This is a genomic window from Streptomyces stelliscabiei (assembly GCF_014873495.1).
In the GTDB taxonomy this organism is placed as follows: Bacteria; Actinomycetota; Actinomycetes; order Streptomycetales; family Streptomycetaceae; genus Streptomyces; species Streptomyces bottropensis.
Genome location: NZ_JADBGF010000001.1, coordinates 5629490 through 5654025, shown reverse-complemented (window position 1 = coordinate 5654025; position 24536 = coordinate 5629490). Strand labels below are relative to the sequence as shown.

Sequence of the window (24536 nt, the reverse complement as noted above, 5' to 3'; positions counted from 1 at the left end):
ACGGACCCCGGACGCCCCCTCCGGACCCGGACCACATCCAGACCCGGACCACATCCAGACCCGCACACCCACCCGCACCCGGACTCCGGCCCCGGACCATCCGGACGCGCATCCGCACCCGCACAACACCCCTCGCCCCGGCGCCCCCACCCCCGCCCGCTACTCCGTCGTCGCCTCGCCCTTGTGTCGGCCCTCCAGTGGTGGGGCCGTCACGCAGCCGTGGGTGCGGCATTCGGGGTGGTGGCAGTCGGGGGCGGGGCGGCGGACCGCGGAGTAGGCCAGGGCCGCGGCGGCCAGGAGGGCCAAGGCGCAGGCGAGCATGGCCTTGTCGAACGCGTTGTCGAACTGAGTGGGCGAGCGGTAGGCCTCCGGGCCCATGCCGGCGATCAGCGGGAGCGCGGCCACGGCCAGCAGACCCGCGGCCCGGGCGGCGGCGTTGTTGATGCCGCTGGCGATACCGGCGTGGTCGGTGGTGACCGAGGCGAGGACGGTCGCGGTCAGCGGGGCCACGAGGGTGACCATGCCGAGGCCCATCACCAGGAGGGCGGGCAGGACATCGGTGGCGTACTCGGCGTCGGGGCCCACCCGCAGCATCAGCAGGACGCCCGCCGTGCACAGCAGGGGGCCGACGGTGAGGGGGATGCGGGGGCCGATGCGTTCGCCGAGGGCGCCCGCGCGGGCGGAGAGCAGCAGCATCAGGACGGTGATGGGCAGCAGGGCCGTGCCGGCGCCGAGGGCGGAGTACCCGGCGACCACCTGGAGCTGGAGGGCGACGAGGAAGAAGAAACCGCCGAAGGCCGCGTACACGAACAGGGTGACGATGTTGACCGCCGTGAACTGGCGGGACGCGAACATCTGCGGCGGCATCATGGGGTCCGGCCGGTGGCGCTCGACGTGGACGAAGGCCACGGCCGTCGCCACGCCGGCGAGTGCGGTGACCGCGACCGCGAGCGTGCCCTCCCTGGCCTCGATCAGCGCGTACGTGAGGAACGCCAGGGACGCGGCGCCGAGTACGGCCCCCAGGATGTCGAAGCCCCGGTCATGGGCACGGCCGTCCCCCGACTCCGGTACGTGGCGGAAGGCGACCGGGACGCAGAGGAGGGCCAGGGGGACGTTCAGGAGGAAGACCCAGCGCCAGCCGGGGCCGTCCACCAGCCAGCCGCCCAGGAACGGGCCGACGGCCGCGCCGATGCCGCCGAAGCCGGACCACAGGCCGACCGCCTTCGCGCGGTCGTCGCGGTGGAACGACGCCTGGATGAGGGCGAGCGAACCGGGGGTGAGGAGGGCCCCGCCGACGCCCTGGAGGGCGCGGGCGGCGATGAGCACGCCTACGTTCGGGGCGAGGCCGCACAGGAGTGAGGCCGCGGCGAACCACACCACGCCCACCACGAACACCTTACGGCGGCCGAAACGGTCGCCCAGCGCGCCGCCGAGGAGGATCAGTCCGGCGAGCGTGAGCATGTACGCGTTGACGGTCCACTGGAGGGCAGCGAGGTCGGCGTCCAGGTCGAGGCCGATGCGCGGGAGCGCGACGTTGACGACCGTCGAGTCCAGCAGGGCCATGCTGGAGCCGAGCACCGTGGTCAGCAGGATCCACTTGCCCTGGGCGGAGGCAAGACGTACGTCGGCCATGGAGGGAATCATGCCGCGCGGGGGCCGTTCGGGCCAGGTGCGGAGCATGAACGGGCCCGGCGGCAGCCGAGTGACGGGGGTACGGGCCGGGGCGGGCCGGGGACGACACCGCCCGCAGTCGCGTGCGCGGCTGCGGGCGGGTACGGGCCGGTGCGGTGGCACGCGGCCGGAGCCCCGGACCGGGCGGCGGCGGGGCCGCCCGGTCCCCGTCGGCTACTTGATCTTCGTGCCGGCGGAACGCAGGTTGCCGCAGGCCTCGACGACGCGGGCCGCCATCGACGCCTCCGCGAGCTTGCCCCAGGTGCGGGGGTCGTACGTCTTCTTGTTGCCGACCTCGCCGTCGATCTTCAGGACGCCGTCGTAGTTCTGGAACATGTGGGCCGCCACCGGACGCGTGAAGGCGTACTGGGTGTCGGTGTCGATGTTCATCTTGACGACGCCGTTCTCCAGGGCCGTGCGGATCTCCTCCTCGGTGGAGCCGGAGCCGCCGTGGAAGACGAAGTCGAACGGGGACTCCTTGCCGAAGCGGGAGGCCACGCCCTCGTTCAGCTCCTTGAGGAGGTCGGGGCGCAGGACGACGTTGCCCGGCTTGTAGACACCGTGGACGTTGCCGAAGGACGCGGCCAGCAGGTAGCGGCCCTTCTCGCCCAGGCCCAGCGCCTCGGCCGTACGGATCGCGTCGTCGACCGTCGTGTAGAGGGAGTCGTTGATCTCGTGGGAGACGCCGTCCTCCTCGCCACCGGTCGGGGTGATCTCGACCTCAAGGATGATCTTCGCGGCGGCGGCGCGGGCGAGCAGCTCCTGCGCGATGGAGAGGTTGTCGGCGAGGGTCTCCGCCGAGCCGTCCCACATGTGGGACTGGAACAGCGGGTTGCGACCGGCCTTGACCCGCTCCTCCGACACGGCGATCAGCGGACGTACGTAGCCGTCCAGCTTGTCCTTCGGGCAGTGGTCCGTGTGCAGCGCGACCGTGACCGGGTACTTCTCGGCCACGATGTGCGCGAACTCGGCCAGGGCGACGGAGCCCGTCACCATGTCCTTGCTGTACTGGCCGCCCAGGAACTCGGCACCGCCGGTCGAGATCTGGACGATGCCGTCGCTCTCCGCCTCCGCGAAGCCGCGCAGCGCGGCGTGCAGCGTCTGGGTCGAGGTCACGTTGATGGCCGGGTAGGCGAACTTGCCTGCCTTCGCCCGGTCGAGCATCTCGTTGTAGACCTCGGGGGTTGCGATGGGCATGGTCCGCTCCTTGTATGTGCGGGTGGCGTTGTGCTTACGAGCCCTGACCTAGGGTTGCGACGTCATCGTCGGCCCCATCCTTCCAGACGGGACCCGATGCTCCGGTCAGGGCGTCCAGAACTCTTCGGTAACCCCTGACCTCGGGCGTTCCCCCCGGTACCGGCCGTCGTCAGTCCAGGCCCAGCTCGTCCTTCGAGAACGCGAAGAGGTACGGGACCCCGGCACCCTTCTCGATCTTCTCGGCGGCGCCGGTCGCCCGGTCGACGATGGTGGCGACGGCGACGACCTCGGCCCCGGCCTCGCGGACGGCCTCGACGGCGGCCAGCGGGGAGCCGCCGGTGGTGGAGGTGTCCTCGACGACGAGGACGCGACGGCCGCTGATCTCCGGCCCCTCGACGCGGCGCTGCAGCCCGTGTGCCTTGGCCGCCTTGCGGACGACGAACGCGTCCAGCCTGCGGCCCCGCGCGGCGGCCGCGTGCAGCATCGCGCCGGCGACGGGGTCGGCGCCCATCGTGAGACCGCCGACCGCGTCGAAGTCGAGGTCGGCGGTCAGGTCGAGCAGCACCTGACCGACCAGCGGGGCGGCCTCGCCGTCGAGGGTGACGCGGCGCAGGTCGACGTAGTAGTCCGCCTCCAGACCCGACGACAGGGTCACCCTGCCGTGCACCACGGCCTTGTCCTTGATCTGCTGCAGCAAAGATCCACGTACGTCCACGTCAGTCATGGCAGTCAGCTTAAAGGCGACCTGTCCGCCCGCCGTACGGACCTGTGCGGACCTGTCCGCCCGCCGTACGGACCTGTGCGGACCTGTCCGCCCGCCGTACGGCCCCGCGCCCCGCTCACAGGCGGCGCCAGGTCCAGGTGGTCGTGGCTTCGAGGGGGTCGATGGGGGTGACGAGGCGGGGGTGGGTGTTGAGGCCGTCCGGCGGGCCGGTCTGGGGTTCGACGCACACGGCTTCCGCCTGCTCGTCGTAGACCACGACCCATTCCTCGCGGGAGGCGACCTTCAGTTCCAGGCGCTCCGGCCAGGTGAGGGTGACGTCCACGCCGTCCGGCATGCCGAAGCAGTCGTCCCAGGGGCCGGGCCGGGGGTCGACGCGGTTGCCGGTGGGCAGGTGGTCCGCGCCGCGCTCCTCCTGCCAGGCGGGGGTGAAGTCGACCCGTACGTCCTCGCCGCCGTCGGCCAGGCTCCGGTTGAACCAGGGGTGCCAGCCGATCTGGGCCGGGAAGGAGGAGTCGTGCGCCTCCACGGACATGGTGAGGGTGAGGGCGTCCGGGGTGAGGGTGACCACCTGGGTGACGCGGCCGGGGTAGGGCCACGGCTCGACCAGGTCGTAGGTGAGGACGGCCTCGGTGCCGCTGTGGCTCGCGACGCGCCAGGCTCCCTCACGGGTGGTGCCGTGGATGGCGTGGGGCGGGGCGTTGCGGGGCATCTGCCGCACGCTGCCGCCGTCGCGGAACCGTCCGTCGCGGAGGCGTCCGCACCACGGCACCATCGGGAAGCACCCGAACCGCTCGCCCTGCCGCAGCAGTTCGGCCCCGGCGACCCGCAGGCCCGCCACCCGGCCGCCGTTTCCCGGCGCCAGCACCACCGTCGCGTCACCCGCGGCCAACGTGATCTCTTCGCTACTCACCCCTCGACCCTACTGGCCCACCCCGCCGCCGAGTTGGTCGCCCACGGCGGGTGTCGTCAGCGGCGCTTGCGCAGGGCCCGGCTGACGATGATGGCCGAGGCCACGGCGAAGGCCGCCGCGGGGGCCGCCCAGCGGAGGGTGGCGCTCGCGGAGACGGGCTCGGGGGCGGGGACCGGGGCGTAACGGCCGCGAGGCGGCGCGTGGTCCACCTCCTCGGCGCTCCGGCCGATCATCGTCCGGCGGGCGTGCGCGGCCTCCGCCGGCGGTTCGCCCCCGGCGACGAAGTCCCCCTCGTCGAAGGGTTCCAGGGGCGAGGGCGGGACCTCGGTCTCGAAGACGGAGGCGGGGGGCTCGGGCTCGGGCTCGACGGGGGGCGGGGGCCCGGTTTCTGCGGCGGCGTCGGCCGTGGGCCTGGGTTCAGTCTCGGCGCCGGTGCCGGCCTCGGTCCCGGTGTCGGCCTCGCCCTCGGTGCCGGTGTCAGTCCCGGTGTCGGCCTCGACCTCGGTGTCAGTCCCGGTGTCGGCCTCGACCTCGGTGCCGGTCCCGGTGTCGGCCTCGGTCTTGGTGTCGGTCCCGGTCGTCGTCGCCAAATTCTCCGCGAACCTCCCCAGCAGCCGTGTCATCGCCGAGGACACCGAGTCGGCCGGGAGTTCGGTGATACGGCCGTCGGCGGTGGCCGTACCGGCGCAGACGAGGGTGGTGCCCTCGGTGGCCGGGGTGAGGCGGAGGGTGAGGGTGAGCTTCACCGCGCCGGAGCCCCGGGCCTCGGTGGCGTCGCCCTCCACGGCGTAGGAACCGTCGTCCCGGGCGGTGACGCGGAGGGTGCCGCGATAGGTGATGGTGTGGCCGGCGACGCGTACCTTCACGCGGCCGGCGACGGGTGGGGCGGCCGCCTCCTGCTGGAGCCCGGGGACGGCTCGGGCCACCCGTTCGGGGTCGGACAGCGCCTCCCGGAGGCGGCCGACGGGAACCGGAACGAACACCTCATGCTCCATGGAAACCGAGCCTACCCAGGTGGCACGGCACCGCACCCGTACATACGCGTTCTCGCCCGTGTTCCGCCCCACGCGGCCCGCATGGCGCACCTGCCCCGCACACCTCGACTGCCTCAGCCGACGTACCTGGGGTGCACCAGCGTCGACGGCGGCAGATCCGCCATCCGGTCGGGGGCGTCGAGTCGCCTGGCCCCGGTGCCGGGGTCCGGTGGCGGGCGGCGGCCCGCGTCGGGCCGGGTCGCGAGCACGAAACCCCAGTCGTGGGGGGCGCGGGAGGTGTGGGCCGTGCGGTCGGGGCCGGTGACGAAGCCCGGGGCGGCGGCGGTGACCTGGTAGGGCGCGGTGCGCAGGCCGGCGGCGCGCACGGTCGCGTCGACCGTCCAGAAGACCTTGCGCCGCGACGACACCGGGCCCGCGTGCACCACCATGCGGCCGTCCGGGGCCAGGACCGCACGGGCCAGGCCGTAGAACTCCTGCGAGTAGAGCTTCGTGCTCGCCGTGATGCCGGGATCAGGGAGGTCCGCGATCACGACGTCGTACGGCCGCACCGGGCGGGCGGCGCGCAGCCAGGCGAAGGAGTCCTGGGCGGTGACACGGACGCGGTCGTCGGCGTAGGCGCGGCTGTTGAGGGCGGAGAGCGCGGGGTCCGTGCGCGCCAGGCGCACCACTCCCGGGTCGAGTTCGACGATGTCCACCCGGCGTACGCCGTCGTGGCGAAGCACTTCACGGGCGGCGAGGCCGTCACCGCCGCCGAGGACGAGGACGCGGGCGTGGGGCCCGGCGTTCATGGCCGGGTGGACGAGGGCCCGGTGGTAGCGCTGCTCGTCGCGGCCGCTGATGCGCAGGCGGCCGTCGAGGAAGAGCGCGAGCGGCCGGCCGTCCCTGCCGCCGGTGAGGACGACCTCCTGGACGTCGGTCTGCAGCGCGACCCGTACGTCGCCGCCGTACACCGCGCGCCGGGCCGCGCGCTCGAAGTCGTCCACGTGTACGGCGGCGGTGGCGAGCAGGCCGAGGACGGCGAGGTTGGTGACCAGCAGCAGCCGGCGGTCGCGGCGGGACATGTCGTGGCGGAACAGGCCGAGGACGAGGGCGCCGCCGACCAGGACGTTGATCGTGCCGGTGAGCAGGGCGCCGGTCAGCTGGCCGAGCCAGGGCAGCAGGAGGAAGGGGAAGGCGAGGCCGCCGACCAGCGCGCCCACGTAGTCGGCCGCGAAGAGGTCGGCGACCGTGCCGGCCGCGTCCTGGCGGCGGATGCGCTGGATCAGCTCCATCAGCAGCGGGACCTCGGCGCCGATCAGCAGGCCGATGGCCAGGGAGAACGCGACGAGGAGGTAGCGGGAGCCGCTCGCCCACATGCCGCCCCAGTCGCCGGTCCAGGCGAACGCCGCGTACAGCACGAGGGCGCTGCAGCCGCCGACCAGGGCGAGGGCGGCCTCGATGGCGCCGAAGCCGAGGGCGGCGCGGGGGCGGAGGCGTTTGGCGGCGAGGGAGCCGATCCCCATGGCGAAGACCATGACCGAGAGGACCACGGAGGCCTGGGTGACCGAGTCGCCGATCAGGTACGAGGCGAGGGCGACGAGTTCCAGTTCGTACACGAGTCCGCAGGCGGCGCAGACGAAGACACCGGCGAGGACGAGGAAGCGGCCGACTCCCGGGCGGACCGGTAACCACGCCTGGGCGCCCGGGCCTCCGTCGCCGCGCCAGGGGGGAGGGGCGCCGGGGGGTGCGGGGGCGTGCGGCTCGATCACTCCTGGCACGCTACCGTCACGGTCACGCTCCGCTGGGTCACCCACACGGGTGGTCTGCGACGCTGGGCCGGGTGCCTGATCGCTCGGGCGTTCGGGTGGTGTGGCGGGTGCGAGTGCGTGGGGGCTGGTCGCGCAGTTCCCCGCGCCCCTGAAAGACACGGCCCCCGCGGGCCTGAAAGACCACGGCCCTGCGGGCTTCAAAGACCACGGCCCCGCGGGCCTGAAAGCCCAGGGCGCAGCCCTGCCTTTCAGGGGCGCGGGGAGCTGCGCGAGAAGCCCCGACGGACCCGCACCCGCCGACCCACCCGCACCCCCGGGTTACTGGGCGCCCCTCACAGCGTCACCGACACCCTGACCCCCACCCTCGTTCTCGTGGCCACCAACTGCCCGTCCTGGGGATACGCGTGCCACGTACGCCAGTGCACCTGTCCCTCGTACCGCTGCGCGAGCATCGCCGTGAAGGCGTGCGGGCTGCCGGGGAAGACACCGGCCAGACCGTGCGGGTGGTCGGCGACGAGGGCCAGCAACTCCTGCGCGCGGCCGGCGAAGGACCCGGGTGACAGCACCTCGACGCGGGCGGCGAACTCGTACTCCCAGTCGCCCACCCGTTTCGCCACGCCGAGCGGTAGGGGCGTGCTGGACCCCGGGATGCAGGCGACCGTCTCCGAACAGTGGCTGCCCCGCTCCTCCTCGAGGAGCACCTGGTGGGACGCGCCGAGCAGCCGCAACTGCAGCTTCGCGCCGCTGAGTTCGAGATCGAGCGTGGCGAGCGCGGGCAACGGCTCGCGCCCCAGGGCCCAGGCGAGGTCTGCCGCGCGCGTGTCGGTGTAGGCGGTGTTCAGGGTCGTGAGCATGGATCGGCTCCGCAGCGACGCAAAGTGAAGAGGAGTGGGTCCGGCGCGCCCCGGTCGGCGCCGGGAATCGTGGCCCGGTCAGCCAGGTCGGGTGAGGACGACGTCCCAGTCGGTCCGGTCAGCCGTGTCAGGCCTGCCGGGAGGGACGTCCGGGGGCTGCGTTGGCGATTTATAGGGAATCATGAACTGTGGCGTAACCACAGCGTTTTTACCCAACTTGGCGTGCTTTCCATCCCCCCGAGGGCTGCCCAGCTCAACTGTTCAACCAGGCGTGCGCCCCGTCGGTCCACACGCTCCCCACGCGCCCATCGAGCCAGGCGCGCGAACCTCGCCAAGCGCCCTTCGGACAACCGGGCCCAACCGGCGTGCTCAGGCGTGAACAGAAGTGCTACCCCGTGCGCCGCCCGGCAGGGACCGCGCGGGCGCCCGGGGCCCGCCTGCCCCGTCCGGGCGGTCCTACACACGCGAGCGCCCGCCGGGAAGTCCTCCCGGCGGGCGCCTCGTGTCGTGGAGCTCAGCTGCCCCGTGTCAGCTGCCTCCACCGCATCCGCCCCCGCCGCCGCAGGAGGACCCCCCGCCGCAGGACGAGCCGCTGCTGCTGCCGCACGACGAGCTGCTGCTGCCGCACGAGGAGGAGCTGCCGCCGCAGGACGATCCCCCGCCCCCGGACGACGAACCCCGGTCGTGGTCCGAGGAGGAGTGGGACGAGCCGCTGTCGCCGACGCCCGCCGCCCCCAGCACCCACCAGCTGTTGTCGCTGCCGCTCGACGAGCCGCTGCCGCCGCGGCCGCCGCTGCGGTGGGCGCTGCCGCCCCGGCCGGACGGCCGTCCGCTCCGGGCCCCCGCCCGCGCGGCGCGCGTCCTGCGGCGGCTGTCGGCCACGATGAGCGCCAGTACCGCACAGACCACCACCAGGATGATGCCGATCACCGCGATCGCGTTCATGGCGTCACCCTCCCCTCTTTCTTCCGAGTCCCCCGAAGCGGCCCCCCGTGGGCGCCTCGCTCACTTGCGTGTCACTCGTTCGCGTGTCGCGGGGATTCCCCCGCCGCGGACCGCCCAAAGCCGAGTTGAGCAAGTCCAGAGCTTGTCCTCGTCCAGCGGCGGTCAGTCGCCGCTGCCGCCGCCGCCGCAGGAGGATGAGCCTCCCCCACAGGACGCGCCACCGCCACTGCCGCACGACGACGAATCACCCTGCCCATCGCCGCCGCCCTGGCTGTCCCCGTCACCGCGCCCGTCCGGCCACGCGGACCGGGTGTCGCCCGCCCACCAGCCGTCGTGGCGTCGCGGTGCCCGGGCGGTGCCCGGGCCGGGCGCACCAACGGCACCGCCTCGCGCGATCAGCACGACGACCGGCACCGCCATCGCCGCCATCACCACGAGCGCGACGAACACCAGGACGCCGAACGTCAGAAGTGCCACGATCATCGGTCAGTCCCCGCCGCCGCCGCAGCCACCGCCGCAGGAGGACCCGCCCCCGCACGACGACCCACAGGACGAACCACCGGACGAACCACCGGACGATCCCCCACCGTCCGCCCACCAGCTGCGACGCCCTTCACGACGCCCGGAACGCCTGCGGGTCACCACGAGAAGCACCGCAATGACAACACCGAACGCCGCCCAGACGACGAACCACAGCTGCATGTCTTCGTCCACGGTCACCCACCCCCCTCTTCACCCGTGTCCGTCGGCCGCCGTCAGCTTCCGCCGCCGCAGCCACCGCCACCGCCACCACCGCCGCAGGACGACCCGCCACCGCAGGACGAGCCACCGCCGCAGGAGACCCCTCCCCCACTGCTGTGGTGGGACGACCCGCCGTCCGCCCACCAGCTGTGCGAACGCCGGCGGCCCGGCCGCGAACCCCCGCGGCCGAGGCTCGACACGATGCTGACCAGAACGACCGCGCCCATGAAGACGAAGAAGAGAACCTCCATCTCGGCACCTGCCTTTCACTCCCCCTGCAGGCCCCCCATGAGCCGTGCGTGACGTGGGGATGCCCTCCCGTCTCACCGGTCAAAGCCGAGTTGAGGAACTCCAGAGGTTCGGCGCAGGATGACGGCCATGACCTCCAGCGCACGCTCCGCCCGCACCCCTCGTCCGGCGCTGAACCGGCGGCTCGCCGAGTTCGGGACGACGATCTTCGCCGAGATGTCGGCGCTCGCCCTGCGGACCGGGTCGATCAACCTGGGCCAGGGCTTCCCGGACACCGACGGCCCCGAAGAGATCCGCGAGGCCGCCGTACGGGCGCTGCGGGACGGCCGGGGCAACCAGTACCCGCCGGGGCCGGGCGTCCCCGAGCTGCGGACCGCGATCGTCGACCACCAGCGGCGGCGGTACGGGCTGGAGTTCGACCCGGACACCGAGGTCCTGGTCACGGCGGGTGCCACGGAGGCCATCGCGGCCGCCCTGCTGGGGCTGCTGGAGCCGGGCGACGAGGTGGTCGCCCTGGAGCCGTACTACGACTCGTACGCGGCCTGCATCGCGATGGCGGGCGGCACGCGCGTACCGGTGACGCTACGGCCGTCCGAGGGGTCCGGCGACGCGGACGGGGCCCGGCGCTTCCGGCTGGACCTGGACGAGCTGCGGGACGCGGTCACCGACCGGACCCGGCTGCTGCTGATCAACACGCCGCACAACCCGACCGGCACCGTCCTCACCCGCGCGGAGCTGACCGCGATCGCCGAGCTGGCCGTGGAACGGGATCTGCTGGTGGTGACGGACGAGGTGTACGAGCACCTGGTCTTCGACGGGGCCGAGCACCTGCCGCTCGCCACCTTCCCGGGGATGCGGGAGCGGACCGTCACCATCGGGTCCGCGGGCAAGACCTTCTCCTTCACGGGGTGGAAGGTCGGCTGGGTGACGGCCGCGCCCGAGCTGGTGACGGCGGTGCGCTCGGCGAAGCAGTACCTCACCTATGTGGCGTCCGGGCCGTTCCAGTACGCCGTCGCCGAGGCCCTCGCGCTTCCGGACAGCTACTTCGAGGCCTTCCGGGCGGACATGCTCGCCAAGCGGGACGTGCTGGCGGCGGGGCTGGCCGAGGCCGGTTTCGGGGTGTTCCGGACGGCGGGGACGTACTTCGTCACCACCGACATCCGCCCCCTCGGCGAGACGGACGGCTTCGCCTTCTGCCGGGCGCTGCCCGAGCGGGCCGGTGTCGTCGCCATCCCCAACGCGGTCTTCTACGACCACCGTGAGGCCGGCGCCCCCTTCGTGCGGTTCGCGTTCTGCAAGCGCACGGAGGTGCTGGAGGAGGCGGCGAAGCGGCTGAAGTCGGCGTTCTGACGGCAGGGACCCCGACGTCGTCGCGACCGCGGCACGCGCGTTCCGACCGCACCGACGGCCCGCACCGACGGTCCGCACCGACAGCGAGAGCCCGGCCCTGGCACACCGCCGTGCGGCGGGCGCCCTGGCCGGGCTCTCGGAGGTCTGCGGGCGTTCGACGGCGACTACTCCGCGGCGTCGTCGTCGCCGTCCTTGGGCTTGTCGCCCTCGTCGGTCTTCTCGTCGACGTCCTCGGCCAGGCCGAGCTGCTCGACGAGCCACTTGTCGAACTCGATGGCGGCCCGCACCCAGCTGACCGTCGACGAGACGAAGTGCTCCAGGCTGACGCCGGTGCCGATCAGCAGCTGGGCCTCGCCGATGAGGCGGACCGTGCCGTCGTCGTGCGTGTGGCTGTAGACCTTGGGCCACAGGGTGCGGCGGTTCCAGTCGTCGATGGTCTCCAGCAGAGACGGCTTCTCGTCGATCTGGTGCGGGCGGTCGTAGAACGTGCGCACCGAGAAGACCTGCTGGTCACCCTCGCCACGGAACATGAAGTACGTGCGGAATTCCTCCCACGGCGCCGCGAGGTCACCCTCGTCGTCGACGACGTACTTCAGCTCCATCTGGTCCAGGAGCTGCTTCACAAGGTCCTGATCCGGAACGACGGGGCCCGCCGGCCCTTGGGGCTGCGGCTCGGGCTGGCCCCCGAAGTTCGGAATCGAGGACGGGTCGATGCTCACCGTGATTTTCCCTTCGTACGGATTCCGCCATCCTCTCCCATGCGGGGCGGGGGGTGGCAACCCCAGCCCCGCGCGGTTCGTCGCCCTTGGCCGGATCCGCCGGGGGATTCAGCTACGAGCGTGGCGGGGAACCTTTCGGGTACCCCCGATCGGCCCCCGTCACGGCTTCTTCTCCATCGACGGGACCGGGCCCACGATCAGCCCCTCGCCCTCCCCGAAGGTGTCCACCCGGACGGTGTCGCCGTCCTTCACCTCGCCGGAGAGGATCTCCTTGGCCAGCCGGTCGCCGATGGCGGTCTGGACGAGGCGGCGCAGCGGGCGGGCGCCGTACGCCGGATCGTTGCCCTCGTCCGCGAGCCAGGTCAGGGCCTCGAGGGTGATCTCCAGGGTGAGGCGGCGCTCGGCCAGACGCTTGGACAGCCGGTCGATCTGGAGCGCGGCGATGCGCTTCAGTTCCGCCTTGTCCAGGGCGGAGAAGACGACCAGGTCGTCGAGGCGGTTGAGGAACTCCGGCTTGAAGGAGGCCCGCACCACATCCATGACCTGCTGCTTCTTCACCACCTCGGTGGTGACCGGGTCGACCAGGTACTGGCTGCCGAGGTTCGAGGTGAGGATCAGGATGGTGTTGCGGAAATCGACCGTACGGCCCTGTCCGTCCGTGAGCCGGCCGTCGTCCAGCACCTGCAGCAGGATGTCGAAGACCTCGGGGTGCGCCTTCTCCACCTCGTCCAGCAGCACGACCGAGTACGGGCGCCGGCGGACGGACTCCGTCAGCTGGCCGCCCTCCTCGTAGCCGATGTACCCGGGGGGCGCGCCGACGAGCCGGGCCACGCTGTGCTTCTCGCTGTACTCCGACATGTCGATGCGGATCATGGCCCGCTCGTCGTCGAAGAGGAAGTCGGCGAGGGCCTTGGCCAGCTCGGTCTTGCCGACACCGGTCGGGCCGAGGAAGACGAAGGAGCCGGTGGGGCGGTCCGGGTCGGCGATGCCGGCGCGGGAGCGGCGTACGGCGTCGGACACGGCCCGTACGGCCTCGGTCTGGCCGATGAGGCGTCGGCCCAGCTCGTCCTCCATCCGGAGCAGCTTCTGGGTCTCGCCCTCCAGCAGGCGGCCGGCCGGGATGCCGGTCCAGGAGGCGACGACGTCCGCGATGTCGTCGGCGCCGACCTCGTCCTTGACCATGGTGTTCTTCGACGCGGCGGCCTCCTCCTCGGCCTCGGAGGCCTCCTCCAACGCCCGCTCCAGGGTGGGGATCTCGCCGTAGAGCAGCTTGGAGGCGGTGTCGAAGTCGCCGTCGCGCTGGGCGCGTTCGGCCTGGCCGCGCAACTCGTCGAGCTTCTCCTTGAGTTCACCGACCGCGTTGAGGGACTGCTTCTCCTTCTCCCAGCGGGCGGTGAGGCCCCGCAGGTCCTCCTCCTTGTTGGCGAGGTCGCGGCGCAGTCGCTCCAGACGCTCGCGGGAGGCGGCGTCGGTCTCCTTGTCGAGGGCCATCTCCTCCATGCGCAGCCGGTCCACGGACCGCTGCAGCTCGTCGATCTCGACGGGAGAGGAGTCGATCTCCATCCGAAGCCGGGAGGCCGACTCGTCGACGAGGTCGATGGCCTTGTCGGGCAGGAAACGGGAGGTGATGTACCGGTCGGAGAGGGTGGCGGCGGCGACCAGGGCCGCGTCGGCGATCACGACCTTGTGGTGGGCCTCGTAGCGGCCCTTGAGGCCGCGCAGGATCGCGATGGTGTCCTCGACGGTCGGCTCGGCGACGAGCACCTGCTGGAAGCGGCGCTCCAGCGCCGGGTCCTTCTCGATGCGCTCGCGGTACTCGTCGAGGGTCGTCGCGCCGACCATGCGCAGCTCGCCGCGGGCCAGCATGGGCTTCAGCATGTTGCCGGCGTCCATGGCGGAGTCACCGCCGGCGCCCGCGCCGACCACCGTGTGCAGCTCGTCGATGAAGGTGATGATCTGACCGTCGGAGTCCTTGATCTCGGCGAGGACGGTCTTCAGCCGCTCCTCGAACTCGCCCCGGTACTTGGCCCCGGCGACCATGGCACCGAGGTCGAGCGAGACCAGCCGCTTGTTCTTCAGCGACTCGGGCACGTCGCCCTTGACGATCCGCTGGGCCAGACCCTCGACGACGGCGGTCTTGCCGACGCCGGGCTCACCGATGAGGACGGGGTTGTTCTTGGTCCGGCGGGAGAGCACCTGCACCACGCGCCGGATCTCCTGGTCACGGCCGATGACGGGATCGAGCTTCCCCTCCCGCGCGGCGGCGGTGAAATCGGTCCCGAACTTCTCCAGGGCCTTGTACTGGCCCTCCGGATCGGCGGTGGTCACCCGGCGTCCTCCCCTTGCCTTCTGGAACGCCTCCTGCAACTTCCTGGCGTTCGCCCCCTGCCGGGAGAGTACGTCCCCGGCCTGGCCGCCCTTGTCGGCGATGCCGATCAGGAGGTGCTCGGTGGAGACGTACTCGTCGCCCAGTTCCTTCGCCTTGGCCTGGGCCTCGGCGACCACGCTGAGCAGCTCGCGGTTGGGCTGGGGCGGCGACACGGTGGCACCGGTCACGCTGGGCAGACCGGCGAGGATCTTCTCCGCGCCCGCGCGTACGGCCGCCTGGTCGGCGTCGACGGCGGCGAGCAGGTCGGTGATGTTCTCGTTCTCCTGCCCCTGGAGCAGAGCCAGCAGCAGGTGGGCGGGGGTGAAGTCGGCGTGTCCCTCGGACACGGCCCGGTTGCTGGCCGCGTTGATCGCGTCCCGGCTCCTGTTGGTCAGCTCGGCGTCCACGTTCGCGTTTCCCTCCTGGCGTCGTCGGCTCGGGTGACTCAAGTAACGTACACAAAGTTGAGTCTATTCCACTCAAGGTGGGGCCGGGGAGGGTTCCGGAGGTTCCCGGAGGCCCGGAGGCCGGGTAACCCGTTTCCCCGCTAGATTCCTGGCCGTGAGCACCTATCGAGTGGACCCCGGTGAGCCCGATGACGCGTACCTCGCCTTCTGGCGGGAGCGCCACCTCTGCACCCTGACCACCCTCCGCGCTGACGGCAGCCCCCACGTGGTGCCCGTCGGAGTGACATACGACCCCGAGGCCCGGATCGCTCGGGTCATCACCCGTACGGGGAGCGCGAAGGCACGGCACGTGCGCGCGGCGGGCGCCGGGGGCGCGCGGGTGGCGGTGTGCCAGCTGGAGGGCGCGCGCTGGGCCACGCTGGAGGGGCTCGGCCGGGTGTACGAGGACCGGGAGCGGGTCGCGGAGGCGGAGCGGCGGTACGCGGAGCGCTACGGCAGGGAGCCGCGGCCGAACCCGCTCCGCGTCGTCATCGAGATCGAACTGACCGGGGCGCTGGGGCGCGGCTGACGTCCCCGACGGTCACCGTCCGCTGCCGGTTGACCTTTTTTCGGACAGATGAACGAGCGAGCGGGCCTGCTCCGATACCGGCGGACATCCAGAAATGTCCCCGTAAGCCTGCAGCGGCGTCACCGTGTTCAGGTCACGGTGACGCCGCTGCCGGGGGGAAGCGCCTGAGCGATTTGAAACGACGGGGGAATCGCTTCAGGCACTGCGGGGGGTGGCTGTTACGGCCGTGGAGGCCGGTGTCTCCGGCTCGGCGAGCCGGTGGTCGCGCTGGTCGAGATTGACGAAGACCATCCCGTACCGAACGGCACACCGTACTGGCTGCGGCGCGCCGCGCGGTCGCCGCAGACACCGGTACGCCCGGATGTCCTCGTCCTCGTCCCGCGTCACCACCACCGGTTCGCCGAACACGGTCACCATCAACGAGTCACCGCTGTGGGGGATGGCGGTGGCCAGGTCGATGAAGTGCCAACCGGAGCGGTAGGCGGTGGCCATTTCGCGGCGGAAGGAACGGTCGTCGGGAGGAGTGGTCATCGGTCAGCCCCAGCTACTGTCGGCCGGCAGTGCGGGCGTCACACCCCAGCTGCTGTCGTGTTCGTCGCTGGCGGCAGCGGAAATGTGCACCGAACCCCGGCTGCCGTCGGTCCGGTCATCACCCTTCGCACCAGCAAGGCCACTCAGAGTCCCGAAGGCCACAACGGCGGAGAAGGCGGCGACAAGCACCGAGCGAAGCATTTTGTTACGCATAATCGGCTTCGTCCTCACTTGAAGGTCCCCTCTTCCCCCGTCGGGTACGACGATGACTCATTCGGGCACGTCATGGCCACACAATCGATGCATCATGTTCCTGCACGTTCAGGACCCTGGGGGGTGGAGATTTGGTGATAAATAGGACTAACGCGACACATCCCCATGCGGTGACCGAATTGTGCGAGGAGGGCAGCCGTGTCTACTCCACCGCCTTGCGCACAGGCCGCATTGCGCGCGCCGATGTCGAAGCCGCCCCCTGCCTGATGGAATTCGGTCTGCTGCACCCCGACATTGACGACGTGAACTGGCTACGTCCCGTTCCACCCTCGGTCGCACTGGCTCAACGACTCAACCCCATCGAGCAGGAGATCACCGACCGCAGACGGCTCTCCATCCAGTTGGCCGACGCATTCGAGCCGTTCATGGCCATGAGTGCCCAGGCGACCGCCGCCACCCACGCCATCACGGTGTTGGAGGGCCTCGACCGCATCAACGCGGCGCTCGACCTGGCCACGGTCCAATGCCGGGTCGAAATGCTCACGGTGCAACCGAGCGGTCGCCGCCTCGAACACATCCTCAAGCAAGGTCTGGAACGCGACAGAGCCCTGACGGATCGAGGCGTGCGGATCCGGACCCTCTACCAGCACACGGCCCGGTACAGCCCCGAGACGCAGGCCTATGTCGACCAGTTCGTCAACGACAAGGTGGAGTACCGCACCATCGACGAACTCGTCGAGCGGCTCATCATCTGCGACGAGACCGTCGCCTTCATCCCCACCCGGGACGACCGGCAGGTCGCCCTGGAGCTGCGCCACCCCGGTCTCGTCCGCTATCTGATCAAGGTCTTCGAGTTCATGTGGGGCCGCTCCGTCCCACTGAACGCCGGCGCACCCTACGAGACGGCACCCGACGGCATCACGGACATCCAGCACTCCATCGCCAAGCTGCTCGTCGAGGGCCACGTGGACGAGGCCATCGCCCGCCGCCTCGGCATGAACGTCCGCACCTGCCGCGCCCACATCGCCAAGCTGGCGACGGCGCTGGGCAGTGGGAGCCGGGCACAGCTGGGCTACCGCATCGCGGAGTCCGGCATCCTCAAGCAGGAGGGCACGGAGCTGTAGGAGTCGTGTCCGACTCGGCGGCAGCGGGGGCAGGCAGGTCGTCCGGTGGGGTCGAGCGGGGCGGACCGTCGAGGCCGGCCTCGGCTATGCGGACGCCCAGTTGGGTGCGGCTGGCCGCGCCGAGGCGTTCGGAGAGGCGGGCGATGTGGGCCCGGCAGGTGCGGACGCTGATGCCCAGCCGCTCGGCGACCACCGCGTCCTGGTGACCCTCCGCCAGCAGCGCCGCGATGGACCGCTCCCGGTGCGTGATGCCCGCGACACCGGTGGAGGGGAGCGACGCGGCCAGCGGGACCCCTAGGCGCCAGAGACGTTCGAAGACCGTGACCAGGTACTCGACCAGCGCGGGGTGGCGGATCTCCAGGGCCATGGTGCGGTCGGTGTTGGCGGGGATGAAGGCCACCGTGCGGTCGAAGACGATGAGGCGTTCCACGACCTCGTCCAGGGTGCGGGCCTCCGCCGACTCCCCCATCAGCTCCATGTAGTTGTGCAGGCCCTGCCCGTGCCGGGCCACATGGGTGTACAGGTCCCGCATCCGCACCCCACGGCGGCACATCGCCAGCGCCCGGTGCAGCCCCTCGCGCAGCTCGTCCTCGCGCCGGATGCCGCCCGGCTGCACGGTCAGCACCTCGACGGTGCAGCGGTCGGTGGCCTCGTCGATCGCCGCCCGGATCCGGGCCAGCCCGTCGAGCACCCGGATCGCCGTACTCTCCGCCGACGACCGCGCCCGCGAACTGCCGAGGCCCGCGTACCACTCGACGGCGTCGACCGCCGCGCCCATCCGGGCCTGGCTCGCGCTGACCTCGGCGTGGACGCCGCGCAGCAGCCGGGTCATGACCTCCTGCGGAGAGGTGGGCACCAGCCAGCCCATGTCGTCGGGGTCGGGGTGCAGCAGGGCGAGTTCGAGGAGGCAGGGGACGGCGTCGGCGTCCTCGCGCGGGACGCGGCCCCGGCGTACGGCTCGGGAGTACACGCGGTCCCCGGCCGCGCAGAGCCGGTCGGCCCCGTGCGGATGCTCCTCGGTCGCGTGCCCGGCCATCACCCACTTCACCCCCGGTTCCGACCTGTTCGCAGCGCAACTATGCGCGGCCCGCACGGGCACCGCAACACGGCTCCGCCACGCCTACGTCCCGATAACAGCTCTTGCGTCCGACTATCTCCACCCCTCAGGCAGTGCGCCCTGCAACAAGCTGAAATTCGTGCGGACGGGGCGGACGGGAGGGGTGTGCACGCGCCCGAGGCCACGTTCCGGGCGGGCATGACAAGGCGGGCACGGCAAGGCGTGACGTCGCCCGGACGCCGTCCGACACCGGGCAGGAGCCGGGCGCGTGCTCCCGGATCGCAGAACCCCGGCTGCCCCGCCCGGCCGTACGTCAAACCCTCCGTTTCCGCAGGTCGCGATCGTCGCCGCAAGCCGGCGGAAACGCACCGGTGACCGGGGTGTTACGGAGCGCGCTTACCGTCGGGCCATGGCGGACATATTTGACGCCTACGCGTTGGCCGACGCGTGGGACGAGATGTTTGAGCGGCCGGGTGAGGTCAGGACCGCCTATGAGCCGGTGCTGGCGGCGCTCCGGCCCATCGATCCGGGCGAACTGCGGTTCAGGGCGGACCAGATGGCCCGCGCGTTCACCGACCGGGGCGTGACGTACGCGTTCGCCGGCGAGGAGAGACCCTGGCCGCTGGACCTGGTGCCGCGCATCCTGGACGCCCTGGAGTGGGACCTCGTCCAGCGCGGAGTGGCGCAGCGCGTACGGGCGTTGGAGGCCTACCTCGCGGACGCGTACGGGCCGTGCCGGGCCTTCGAGGACGGAGTCGTGCCCTGGCGGCTGCTCCTCAACTCGCCGCACTTCCACCGGGCCGCGCACGGCGTGGAGCCGCCGGGCGGGGTCCGTATCCATGTCGCCGGCATCGACCTCGTACGGGACGAGGCGGGTGACTTCCGGGTGCTGGAGGACAACGTCCGGGTGCCGTCCGGGGTGTCGTACGTCATCGAGAACCGGCGCGCGATGACCCGGGTGTTCCCGTCCCTCTTCGCCGAGCAGCACGTCGTGCCCGTCGACGGCTACGCGCAGCGACTGCTCGCCGCGCTGCGGGCCGCCGCGCCCGGCGGCATCGGGGACCCGCGGGTCGTCGTCCTCACCCCCGGCCCCAGCAACGCCGCCTACTTCGAACACGCCCTGCTGGCCCGGCTGATGGGCGTGCAGTTGGTGGAGGGGCACGATCTCGTCTGCCGGGGGAACCGTGTGTGGATGCGGACGACTCGCGGGGAGATGCCCGTCCATGTCGTATACCGGCGGCTCGACGACGACTTCCTCGATCCCCTCCACTTCCGGCCCGACTCGGTGATCGGCTGCCCGGGGATCATGGGCGCGGCGATGGCGGGGAACGTCACCCTCGCGAACGCGGTGGGCAACGGCATCGCGGACGACAAGCTCCTCTACACCTACGTCCCCGACCTCATCCGCTACTACCTCCGAGAGGAACCCGTCCTCCCGAACGTGGAGTCCTTCCGGCCGGACGAACCCGGGCAGCTGGAGGCCGTCCTCGACCAGATCGACCAGCTGGTGATCAAGCCGGTCGACGGCGCGGGCGGGCAGGGCATCGTCATCGGTCCGAAGGCCGACCGGGAGACGCTGGAGCGCACCCGGGAGGCCGTGCGGGCCGATCCGCGCGGCTGGATCGCGCAGCGGCCGGTGGCGCTGTCCACCTCCCCCACCCTCGCCGGCGAGCGCATGGCCCCGCGCCACATCGACCTGCGGCCCTTCGCCGTGAACGACGGGAGCGACGTGTGGGTCCTGCCCGGCGGGCTGACGCGCGTCGCCCTCCAGGAGGGCAACCTCATCGTCAACTCCAGCCAGGGCGGCGGCTCCAAGGACACCTGGGTGCTCGCCGAGGGGCCGGCCGAGCAGCACGTCGAGGAGACCGGCGGACCGGGTCCGCTGCCGCAGAAGGCGCCGCGCCAGCTCGGCCCCGACGGCACCCGCACCCTCGTGCAGGAAGGGGCGCAGCAGCAGTGAACGACGTGATCCTCTCCCGGATAGCCGAGGCCCTGACCTGGACGGGACGGTACGTGGAACGGGCCGACGCGACGGGCCGCATCCTCGACGCCTACCTCCACCGCCTCCTCGAGGACCCCTGGCGCGACGAGGACGCGGCCTGCCGCTCGCTGTACGCGATCCTCGGCGTCGACGCGCCCGAGCTGCACTGCGACATGCAGCAGGTACTGGACCGGCTGGCCTTCGACGCCGGCTCGACGGGCTCCATCGAGGGCGCGCTCGGGGCCGCGCGGCTCAACGCCCGCAGTGCCCGCGAGGCCGTCTCCTCCGAGATGTGGGAGTGCCTCAACTCCACCTGGCACGCCCTCGCCGACCAGCGGACGGCCGCGCGCCGCACGGGCGGCCCGTACGCCTATCTGGAGCTGGTACGACGGCGCGCGGCCCTCTTCTTCGGGCTCGCCGACTCCACGATGAGCCGGGACGACAGCTGGCGTTTCGTGGTGCTGGGCCGCAGCCTGGAGCGGGTGGACATGACCGTACGGCTGCTGTCGGTGCGGGTGCTGGACGCGGCGCACGCGCCGGACTGGCCGACACTGCTGAGCGCGAGCGGCGCCGACGAGGCGTACGCGCGTGTGCACGGCGGCTTCGGCGACAGCCCCAAGGTCGCCGAGTTCCTGCTGCTCGACCGGGACTTCCCGCGCTCGGCGCTGCACGCGCTGACCACGGCGGAGGAGTGCCTGGCCGCGCTCGGCCGTCCCCGTCAGGACCCGGCCCGCCGTCCGATCGGCGCCCTGCGCACCCACCTCGAATACCTCGACTCCGAGTCCCTGGAGGCCGGCCTGCCGACGCTGCTGCGGGATCTGCAGCAGGCGTGCATGGCCTCGGCGGAGGCGGTGGCCGAGAAGTTCTTCCCGTACCAGGGCCCCGTCGAGTGGGCCCAGGAAGGCGCGTGAGCACGATGGACCTGCCTGGATCGGCTGTACGGGCGACCCGGCGCCTGCGCATCCGGCACATCACCCGCGTCGCGTACGCGCAGCCCGCGGCCTCCTCCCACAACGAGGTCCGCATGACCCCGCTGACGCTGCCGGGCCAGACCACCCTGGACGCCCGGGTGCTGGTGAACCCCTCGACGCCGACCTGGTCGTACTGGGACTACTGGGGCACCCAGGTCACCGGCTTCGACCTCATCGAGCCCCACTCCGACCTGACGATCACCGCGACCAGCCTGGTGGAGACGGCCCCGCCGGAGCCGGTGCCGGACGCGCCCGGCTGGGCCGAGGTCCACCGGGCGACCGCCGGCTCCCGCCTGCTGGAGTACCTGGCCGCGACCGGCCGTACGACGCTCCCGGCCGGACTGCTGGACCGGGCGCGGGAGGCGTCCGCCGGCCTCGACGTGCACGGGACGGCGACGGCGGTGTCGTCGATGGTCGCCGACCACGTCGCGTACGTGCCGGGCGCGACCGGGGTGCACACCAGCGCGGCCGAGGCGTGGGAGCAGGGGGCCGGCGTCTGCCAGGACATCGCCCACCTCACCCTCGGCATGCTCCGCGCCCTCGGCCTGCCCGCCCGCTATGTCTCCGGCTACCTCCACCCCGAACGCGAGGCCGAACTCCACCGGCCCGTCGCCGGCCAGAGCCACGCCTGGATCGAGTACTGGGCGGGGGACTGGACCGGCTACGACCCCACCAACCGCGTCCCCGCCGACGAGTCCCACGTCGTCGTCGGCCGCGGCCGCGACTACGACGACGTGACCCCGCACAAGGGCATCTACCGGGGGGTGGCCGGGGGGCCGCCGGAGGTGACGATCGAGTTCACGCGGGTGGCATGAGGGGTCGGCGGGCCTGCGGGCCTGCGGGGCTGTCCCGACGGAGTACCGGCCCGGTGACAGCCCAGCAGTCGCCGGTGGTGGCCTGGTGGGTGCCTGGTACTGACCCAGTAGTCCTCTCCCGGCTCCTCGCGCGCGTAGTCCGTCAGGACGCAGCCGGCCTCGCCCTCGTCCTGCCGGTAGGTGCTCGGTATAGGGGAGATGGGGGCGCGCCGGATCAGGGGGCGGGTACGCGCGTGGGGCCGAGGAGGGCCGTCCGCCGGGCGGCGCCGGGGCCGGTGGGCCGCACGGGCCGGAGTGGCGACCGCGTCGCGGTAGGCCGGAATGGCGACCGCGTCGTGGTGGGCAGCGCGGCGGCGGGCACCGATCTCGCCCGTTCCACATATCCCGCGTAACCCACGTAACCCACGTAACCCGCGCAACCCGCGCAACCCGCGTATTCCATACGTCCCGTGCGTCGCGCGGCGGCGATGCGCGCACCCGACGTGCAGGTGTCCCCACTGCCCTGAGGCATGCGACAGTCGCCCCCCGTGATCACGACATGACAAGCTGTCACCCTGGACCAGGAAGAACCGCACGACCGGCGAGGGGCGGCCCCGGGAAAAGGCCGGAAAAGCCACGGCCCGGCAGGAGCACCGCCGGCCGAAGCACGGGCGGCGGCGACCCTGCCGGGCCGGAGGACGGGGACGGTCGGCGGCTACTTCAGGCCGACCGCGTCACACTTGGCCTTGAAGGCCGACGTGCAGATCTGCTTGACCGTGTAGATGCCGTCGGCGACGACCGTGTCCTTGATGTTCGACTTGGTCAGCGCGACCGGGGGCACCAGCTGGGCCGGGATCTTCTTGGTGGTCGGGGAGTCGACGCTGTCCTTGGCGAGGGCGTCGAACTCGATGGAGCGGCCCTGGACCTTGGCGACGGCCATCTCGGCGGCTGCGGCGGCCTGTGTCGGGAACGACTTGTACACGGTCATGTACTGGTCGCCCGTGAGGATCCGCTGCACGGCGTCCAGGTCGGCGTCCTGCCCGGTGACCGGCGGCACCTTGGTGACACCGGCGGTCTTCAGCACGTCGATGACGGCACCGGCGATTCCGTCGTTCGCCGCGTAGACGGCGTCGATGTTGTCGACGCCCAGCTTGGCGACGGCCTTCTCCATGTTCGCCTTCGCGACGACCGGGTCCCAGTCCTTGGTGTCGAAGGTCTCGGCGATCGTCACCTTGTCCTGGAGCTCGGAGAGCGCGCCCTCCTTGAACATGGCGGCGTTCGGGTCGGTGGGGGACCCGTTCATCATGACGATCTTGTTGGCGGCGCTGTCGCCCAGGTCCTCCACCAGCGAGCGGCCCTGCACCTGCCCGACGAGCTCGTTGTCGAAGGAGACATAGCCGTCGATCGGGCCCTCGGCCAGGCGGTCGTAGGCGATGACGGGGATGCCTGCGTCGTCGGCCTTCTGTACGGCGGGAGCGATGGTCTTGGCGTCCACGGCGTCGACGATGATGATGTCGACCTTGTCCTTCACCATCTGTTCCAGCTGGCCGCTCTGGGTCTCCGGGTCCTTCTCCGCGTTGGCGTACTTGGTGATGCCCTTGTTGTCGGTGAGCTCGGCGATCTTCTTCTTGATGTTGGGGTAGTCGAACTGCTCGTACCGCTTGGTGTCCTTGTCGGGGAACAGCACGCCCACCGTGATGTCGTCGCCCTTCGTGGGACTCGCCTCCGCGCTGTCCCCGACGTCCACGACCCCGCAGGCGGCGAGGGAGACGGCCGCGGCAGACGCGGCGAGGGCGGTGGCGGTGCGGCGCAGAGCGGTGGTGCGACGACGTATACGAGTGCCGGGGGTATTGCGGGTGGTACGGGCGTTCACATCAAGGGCCTTCCGGGCGTGGGTGCAGCAACTGCGACCCATGTGGCTGAAAGCCAACGCGGTGACCACCTCAGCGTCAAGGACTAATCACTTAACGAGATGACAACAGCCTTGTGTGGTCTCGGTGTGAAGAGGGTAAAGCAAAGGGCTTCCTCTGTCGCCGCTCGGTCTTCACGCGTAGCGCGTCGGCGGCTGGACCGTCATACGGCTGTCGATCAACGGCTTCGACGTGGGCGGGCGTTGGGGGCGGAGGGATTCGCGACCGGGGTCCCCGGGCGTTCGGAGGGGCGGGGTGGCAGGTCAGCGGGGTGGGCGGCTGCGGGTTGTGGACGGGTGCGGGTGGGCGCGTGGCGGCCGGGGGCGGGCCGGTTCCCGGAGGGCCGCGACCTCGCCCGGTCGGGGGGCGGAGAGAGAGGGGTGGCGGACCTCACGTCGGGCGATGGTGGGGCGGGGGCGAGGCCGGGGGCAGGGATGGCCCTGGCGGTGGCTGCCATCTGCCGCGCCGTTGGGGTCGGGGCCGGTCGGTCCCTGCGGTGGTGCCGCTCG

The 24536-nt window shown here is 71.8% G+C and carries 20 protein-coding genes; 6 read left to right on the top strand and 14 right to left on the bottom strand.

Annotation, left to right across the window (positions count from 1 at the left end; genetic code table 11):
- Positions 1-159: 159 nt before the first annotated feature.
- The 9 genes from H4687_RS24885 to H4687_RS24845 form a co-directional block, all read right to left on the bottom strand.
- Entirely contained in the window at positions 160-1632 is a 1473-nt protein-coding gene (locus H4687_RS24885; RefSeq protein ID WP_050398801.1) for an MFS transporter, read from the bottom strand.
- A 213-nt stretch (positions 1633-1845) separates the two neighbouring features.
- Positions 1846-2868: a class II fructose-bisphosphate aldolase gene (gene fbaA, locus H4687_RS24880; RefSeq protein WP_005483728.1), complete on the bottom strand. Its 1023-nt coding sequence runs from the start codon at positions 2866-2868 to the stop codon at positions 1846-1848.
- Positions 2869-3037: 169 nt separating this feature from the next.
- Entirely contained in the window at positions 3038-3592 is a 555-nt protein-coding gene (pyrE, locus tag H4687_RS24875) for an orotate phosphoribosyltransferase (RefSeq protein WP_013001905.1), read from the bottom strand.
- 115 nt (positions 3593-3707) lie between these two features.
- Positions 3708-4502, bottom strand: a complete 795-nt coding sequence (locus H4687_RS24870; RefSeq protein WP_046919942.1) for an aldose epimerase family protein — start codon at positions 4500-4502, stop codon at positions 3708-3710.
- Between the two features lie 56 nt (positions 4503-4558).
- Positions 4559-5497 carry an SRPBCC family protein gene (locus H4687_RS24865; protein WP_225966811.1) on the bottom strand — a complete coding sequence of 313 codons (939 nt, stop codon included), beginning with the start codon at positions 5495-5497 and terminating at the stop codon, positions 4559-4561.
- Positions 5498-5610: 113 nt separating this feature from the next.
- Entirely contained in the window at positions 5611-7245 is a 1635-nt protein-coding gene (locus H4687_RS24860; RefSeq protein WP_050398803.1) for a polyamine aminopropyltransferase, read from the bottom strand.
- Between the two features lie 332 nt (positions 7246-7577).
- The gene (locus H4687_RS24855) at positions 7578-8099 is read right to left on the bottom strand and encodes a DUF2617 family protein (RefSeq protein WP_046916965.1); all 522 of its coding nucleotides are present in this window, start codon (positions 8097-8099) and stop codon (positions 7578-7580) included.
- A 528-nt stretch (positions 8100-8627) separates the two neighbouring features.
- Positions 8628-9044 carry a hypothetical protein gene (locus H4687_RS24850; protein WP_063778538.1) on the bottom strand — a complete coding sequence of 139 codons (417 nt, stop codon included), beginning with the start codon at positions 9042-9044 and terminating at the stop codon, positions 8628-8630.
- A gap of 162 nt (positions 9045-9206) precedes the next feature.
- The gene (locus tag H4687_RS24845; RefSeq protein ID WP_046916966.1) at positions 9207-9527 is read right to left on the bottom strand and encodes a hypothetical protein; all 321 of its coding nucleotides are present in this window, start codon (positions 9525-9527) and stop codon (positions 9207-9209) included.
- Positions 9528-10154: 627 nt separating this feature from the next.
- Here H4687_RS24845 and H4687_RS24840 point away from each other — a divergent pair.
- Complete coding sequence (locus H4687_RS24840; protein ID WP_046916968.1) at positions 10155-11384, top strand: pyridoxal phosphate-dependent aminotransferase; 1230 nt, start codon at positions 10155-10157, stop codon at positions 11382-11384.
- A 164-nt stretch (positions 11385-11548) separates the two neighbouring features.
- On the opposite strand, the gene H4687_RS24835 is transcribed toward H4687_RS24840, so the two are convergent.
- Together H4687_RS24835 and clpB are read right to left on the bottom strand one after the other, a co-directional pair.
- Positions 11549-12103 carry a YbjN domain-containing protein gene (locus H4687_RS24835; protein WP_046916969.1) on the bottom strand — a complete coding sequence of 185 codons (555 nt, stop codon included), beginning with the start codon at positions 12101-12103 and terminating at the stop codon, positions 11549-11551.
- 159 nt (positions 12104-12262) lie between these two features.
- On the bottom strand, positions 12263-14878 hold the full coding sequence (clpB, locus tag H4687_RS24830) for an ATP-dependent chaperone ClpB (RefSeq protein WP_046916970.1): 2616 nt from the start codon (positions 14876-14878) through the stop codon (positions 12263-12265).
- 154 nt (positions 14879-15032) lie between these two features.
- Between clpB and H4687_RS24825 the strand changes: the two genes are divergently transcribed.
- Positions 15033-15446, top strand: a complete 414-nt coding sequence (locus H4687_RS24825) for a pyridoxamine 5'-phosphate oxidase family protein (RefSeq protein ID WP_179860063.1) — start codon at positions 15033-15035, stop codon at positions 15444-15446.
- Between the two features lie 195 nt (positions 15447-15641).
- On the opposite strand, the gene H4687_RS24820 is transcribed toward H4687_RS24825, so the two are convergent.
- Complete coding sequence (locus tag H4687_RS24820) at positions 15642-15977, bottom strand: Rieske (2Fe-2S) protein (RefSeq protein WP_013001918.1); 336 nt, start codon at positions 15975-15977, stop codon at positions 15642-15644.
- Between the two features lie 383 nt (positions 15978-16360).
- On the opposite strand from H4687_RS24820, the gene H4687_RS24815 reads away from it, so the two are divergent.
- Positions 16361-17314 (top strand): helix-turn-helix transcriptional regulator, encoded by a 954-nt coding sequence (locus tag H4687_RS24815; protein WP_078907375.1) that lies wholly within the window; start codon positions 16361-16363, stop codon positions 17312-17314.
- Here the strand turns inward: H4687_RS24815 and H4687_RS24810 are convergent.
- A complete protein-coding gene (locus H4687_RS24810; RefSeq protein WP_046916977.1) occupies positions 17289-18350 on the bottom strand; it encodes a helix-turn-helix transcriptional regulator in 1062 nt (353 codons plus the stop codon). The genes H4687_RS24815 and H4687_RS24810 overlap by 26 nt on opposite strands.
- 430 nt (positions 18351-18780) lie before the next feature.
- Between H4687_RS24810 and H4687_RS24805 the strand changes: the two genes are divergently transcribed.
- From H4687_RS24805 to H4687_RS24795, 3 genes are read left to right on the top strand one after another with little or no spacing between them, the layout of a single operon-like run.
- Complete coding sequence (locus tag H4687_RS24805) at positions 18781-20331, top strand: circularly permuted type 2 ATP-grasp protein (protein ID WP_046916973.1); 1551 nt, start codon at positions 18781-18783, stop codon at positions 20329-20331.
- On the top strand, positions 20328-21263 hold the full coding sequence (locus H4687_RS24800) for an alpha-E domain-containing protein (protein WP_046916974.1): 936 nt from the start codon (positions 20328-20330) through the stop codon (positions 21261-21263). Before H4687_RS24805 ends, H4687_RS24800 begins: the two co-directional genes overlap by 4 nt.
- A 5-nt stretch (positions 21264-21268) precedes the next feature.
- The gene (locus tag H4687_RS24795; protein WP_046916978.1) at positions 21269-22138 is read left to right on the top strand and encodes a transglutaminase family protein; all 870 of its coding nucleotides are present in this window, start codon (positions 21269-21271) and stop codon (positions 22136-22138) included.
- Positions 22139-22832: 694 nt separating this feature from the next.
- Here the strand turns inward: H4687_RS24795 and H4687_RS24790 are convergent.
- Positions 22833-23990 carry a sugar ABC transporter substrate-binding protein gene (locus H4687_RS24790; protein ID WP_046916975.1) on the bottom strand — a complete coding sequence of 386 codons (1158 nt, stop codon included), beginning with the start codon at positions 23988-23990 and terminating at the stop codon, positions 22833-22835.
- Between the last annotated feature and the right edge of the window lie 546 nt (positions 23991-24536).

Bases quoted from the DNA above. Each gene is read 5' to 3' on its own strand.
- pyrE (WP_013001905.1), bottom strand. From the start codon at position 3,592: ATGACTGACGTGGACGTACGTGGATCTTTGCTGCAGCAGATCAAGGAC.
- H4687_RS24795 (WP_046916978.1), top strand. From the start codon at position 21,269: ATGGACCTGCCTGGATCGGCTGTACGGGCGACCCGGCGCCTGCGCATC.
- H4687_RS24865 (WP_225966811.1), bottom strand. From the start codon at position 5,497: ATGGAGCATGAGGTGTTCGTTCCGGTTCCCGTCGGCCGCCTCCGGGAG.
- H4687_RS24885 (WP_050398801.1), bottom strand. From the start codon at position 1,632: ATGGCCGACGTACGTCTTGCCTCCGCCCAGGGCAAGTGGATCCTGCTG.
- H4687_RS24805 (WP_046916973.1), top strand. From the start codon at position 18,781: ATGGCGGACATATTTGACGCCTACGCGTTGGCCGACGCGTGGGACGAG.
- H4687_RS24810 (WP_046916977.1), bottom strand. From the start codon at position 18,350: ATGGCCGGGCACGCGACCGAGGAGCATCCGCACGGGGCCGACCGGCTC.
- H4687_RS24840 (WP_046916968.1), top strand. From the start codon at position 10,155: ATGACGGCCATGACCTCCAGCGCACGCTCCGCCCGCACCCCTCGTCCG.
- H4687_RS24820 (WP_013001918.1), bottom strand. From the start codon at position 15,977: ATGACCACTCCTCCCGACGACCGTTCCTTCCGCCGCGAAATGGCCACC.
- fbaA (WP_005483728.1), bottom strand. From the start codon at position 2,868: ATGCCCATCGCAACCCCCGAGGTCTACAACGAGATGCTCGACCGGGCG.
- H4687_RS24845 (WP_046916966.1), bottom strand. From the start codon at position 9,527: ATGATCGTGGCACTTCTGACGTTCGGCGTCCTGGTGTTCGTCGCGCTC.
- H4687_RS24850 (WP_063778538.1), bottom strand. From the start codon at position 9,044: ATGAACGCGATCGCGGTGATCGGCATCATCCTGGTGGTGGTCTGTGCG.
- H4687_RS24855 (WP_046916965.1), bottom strand. From the start codon at position 8,099: ATGCTCACGACCCTGAACACCGCCTACACCGACACGCGCGCGGCAGAC.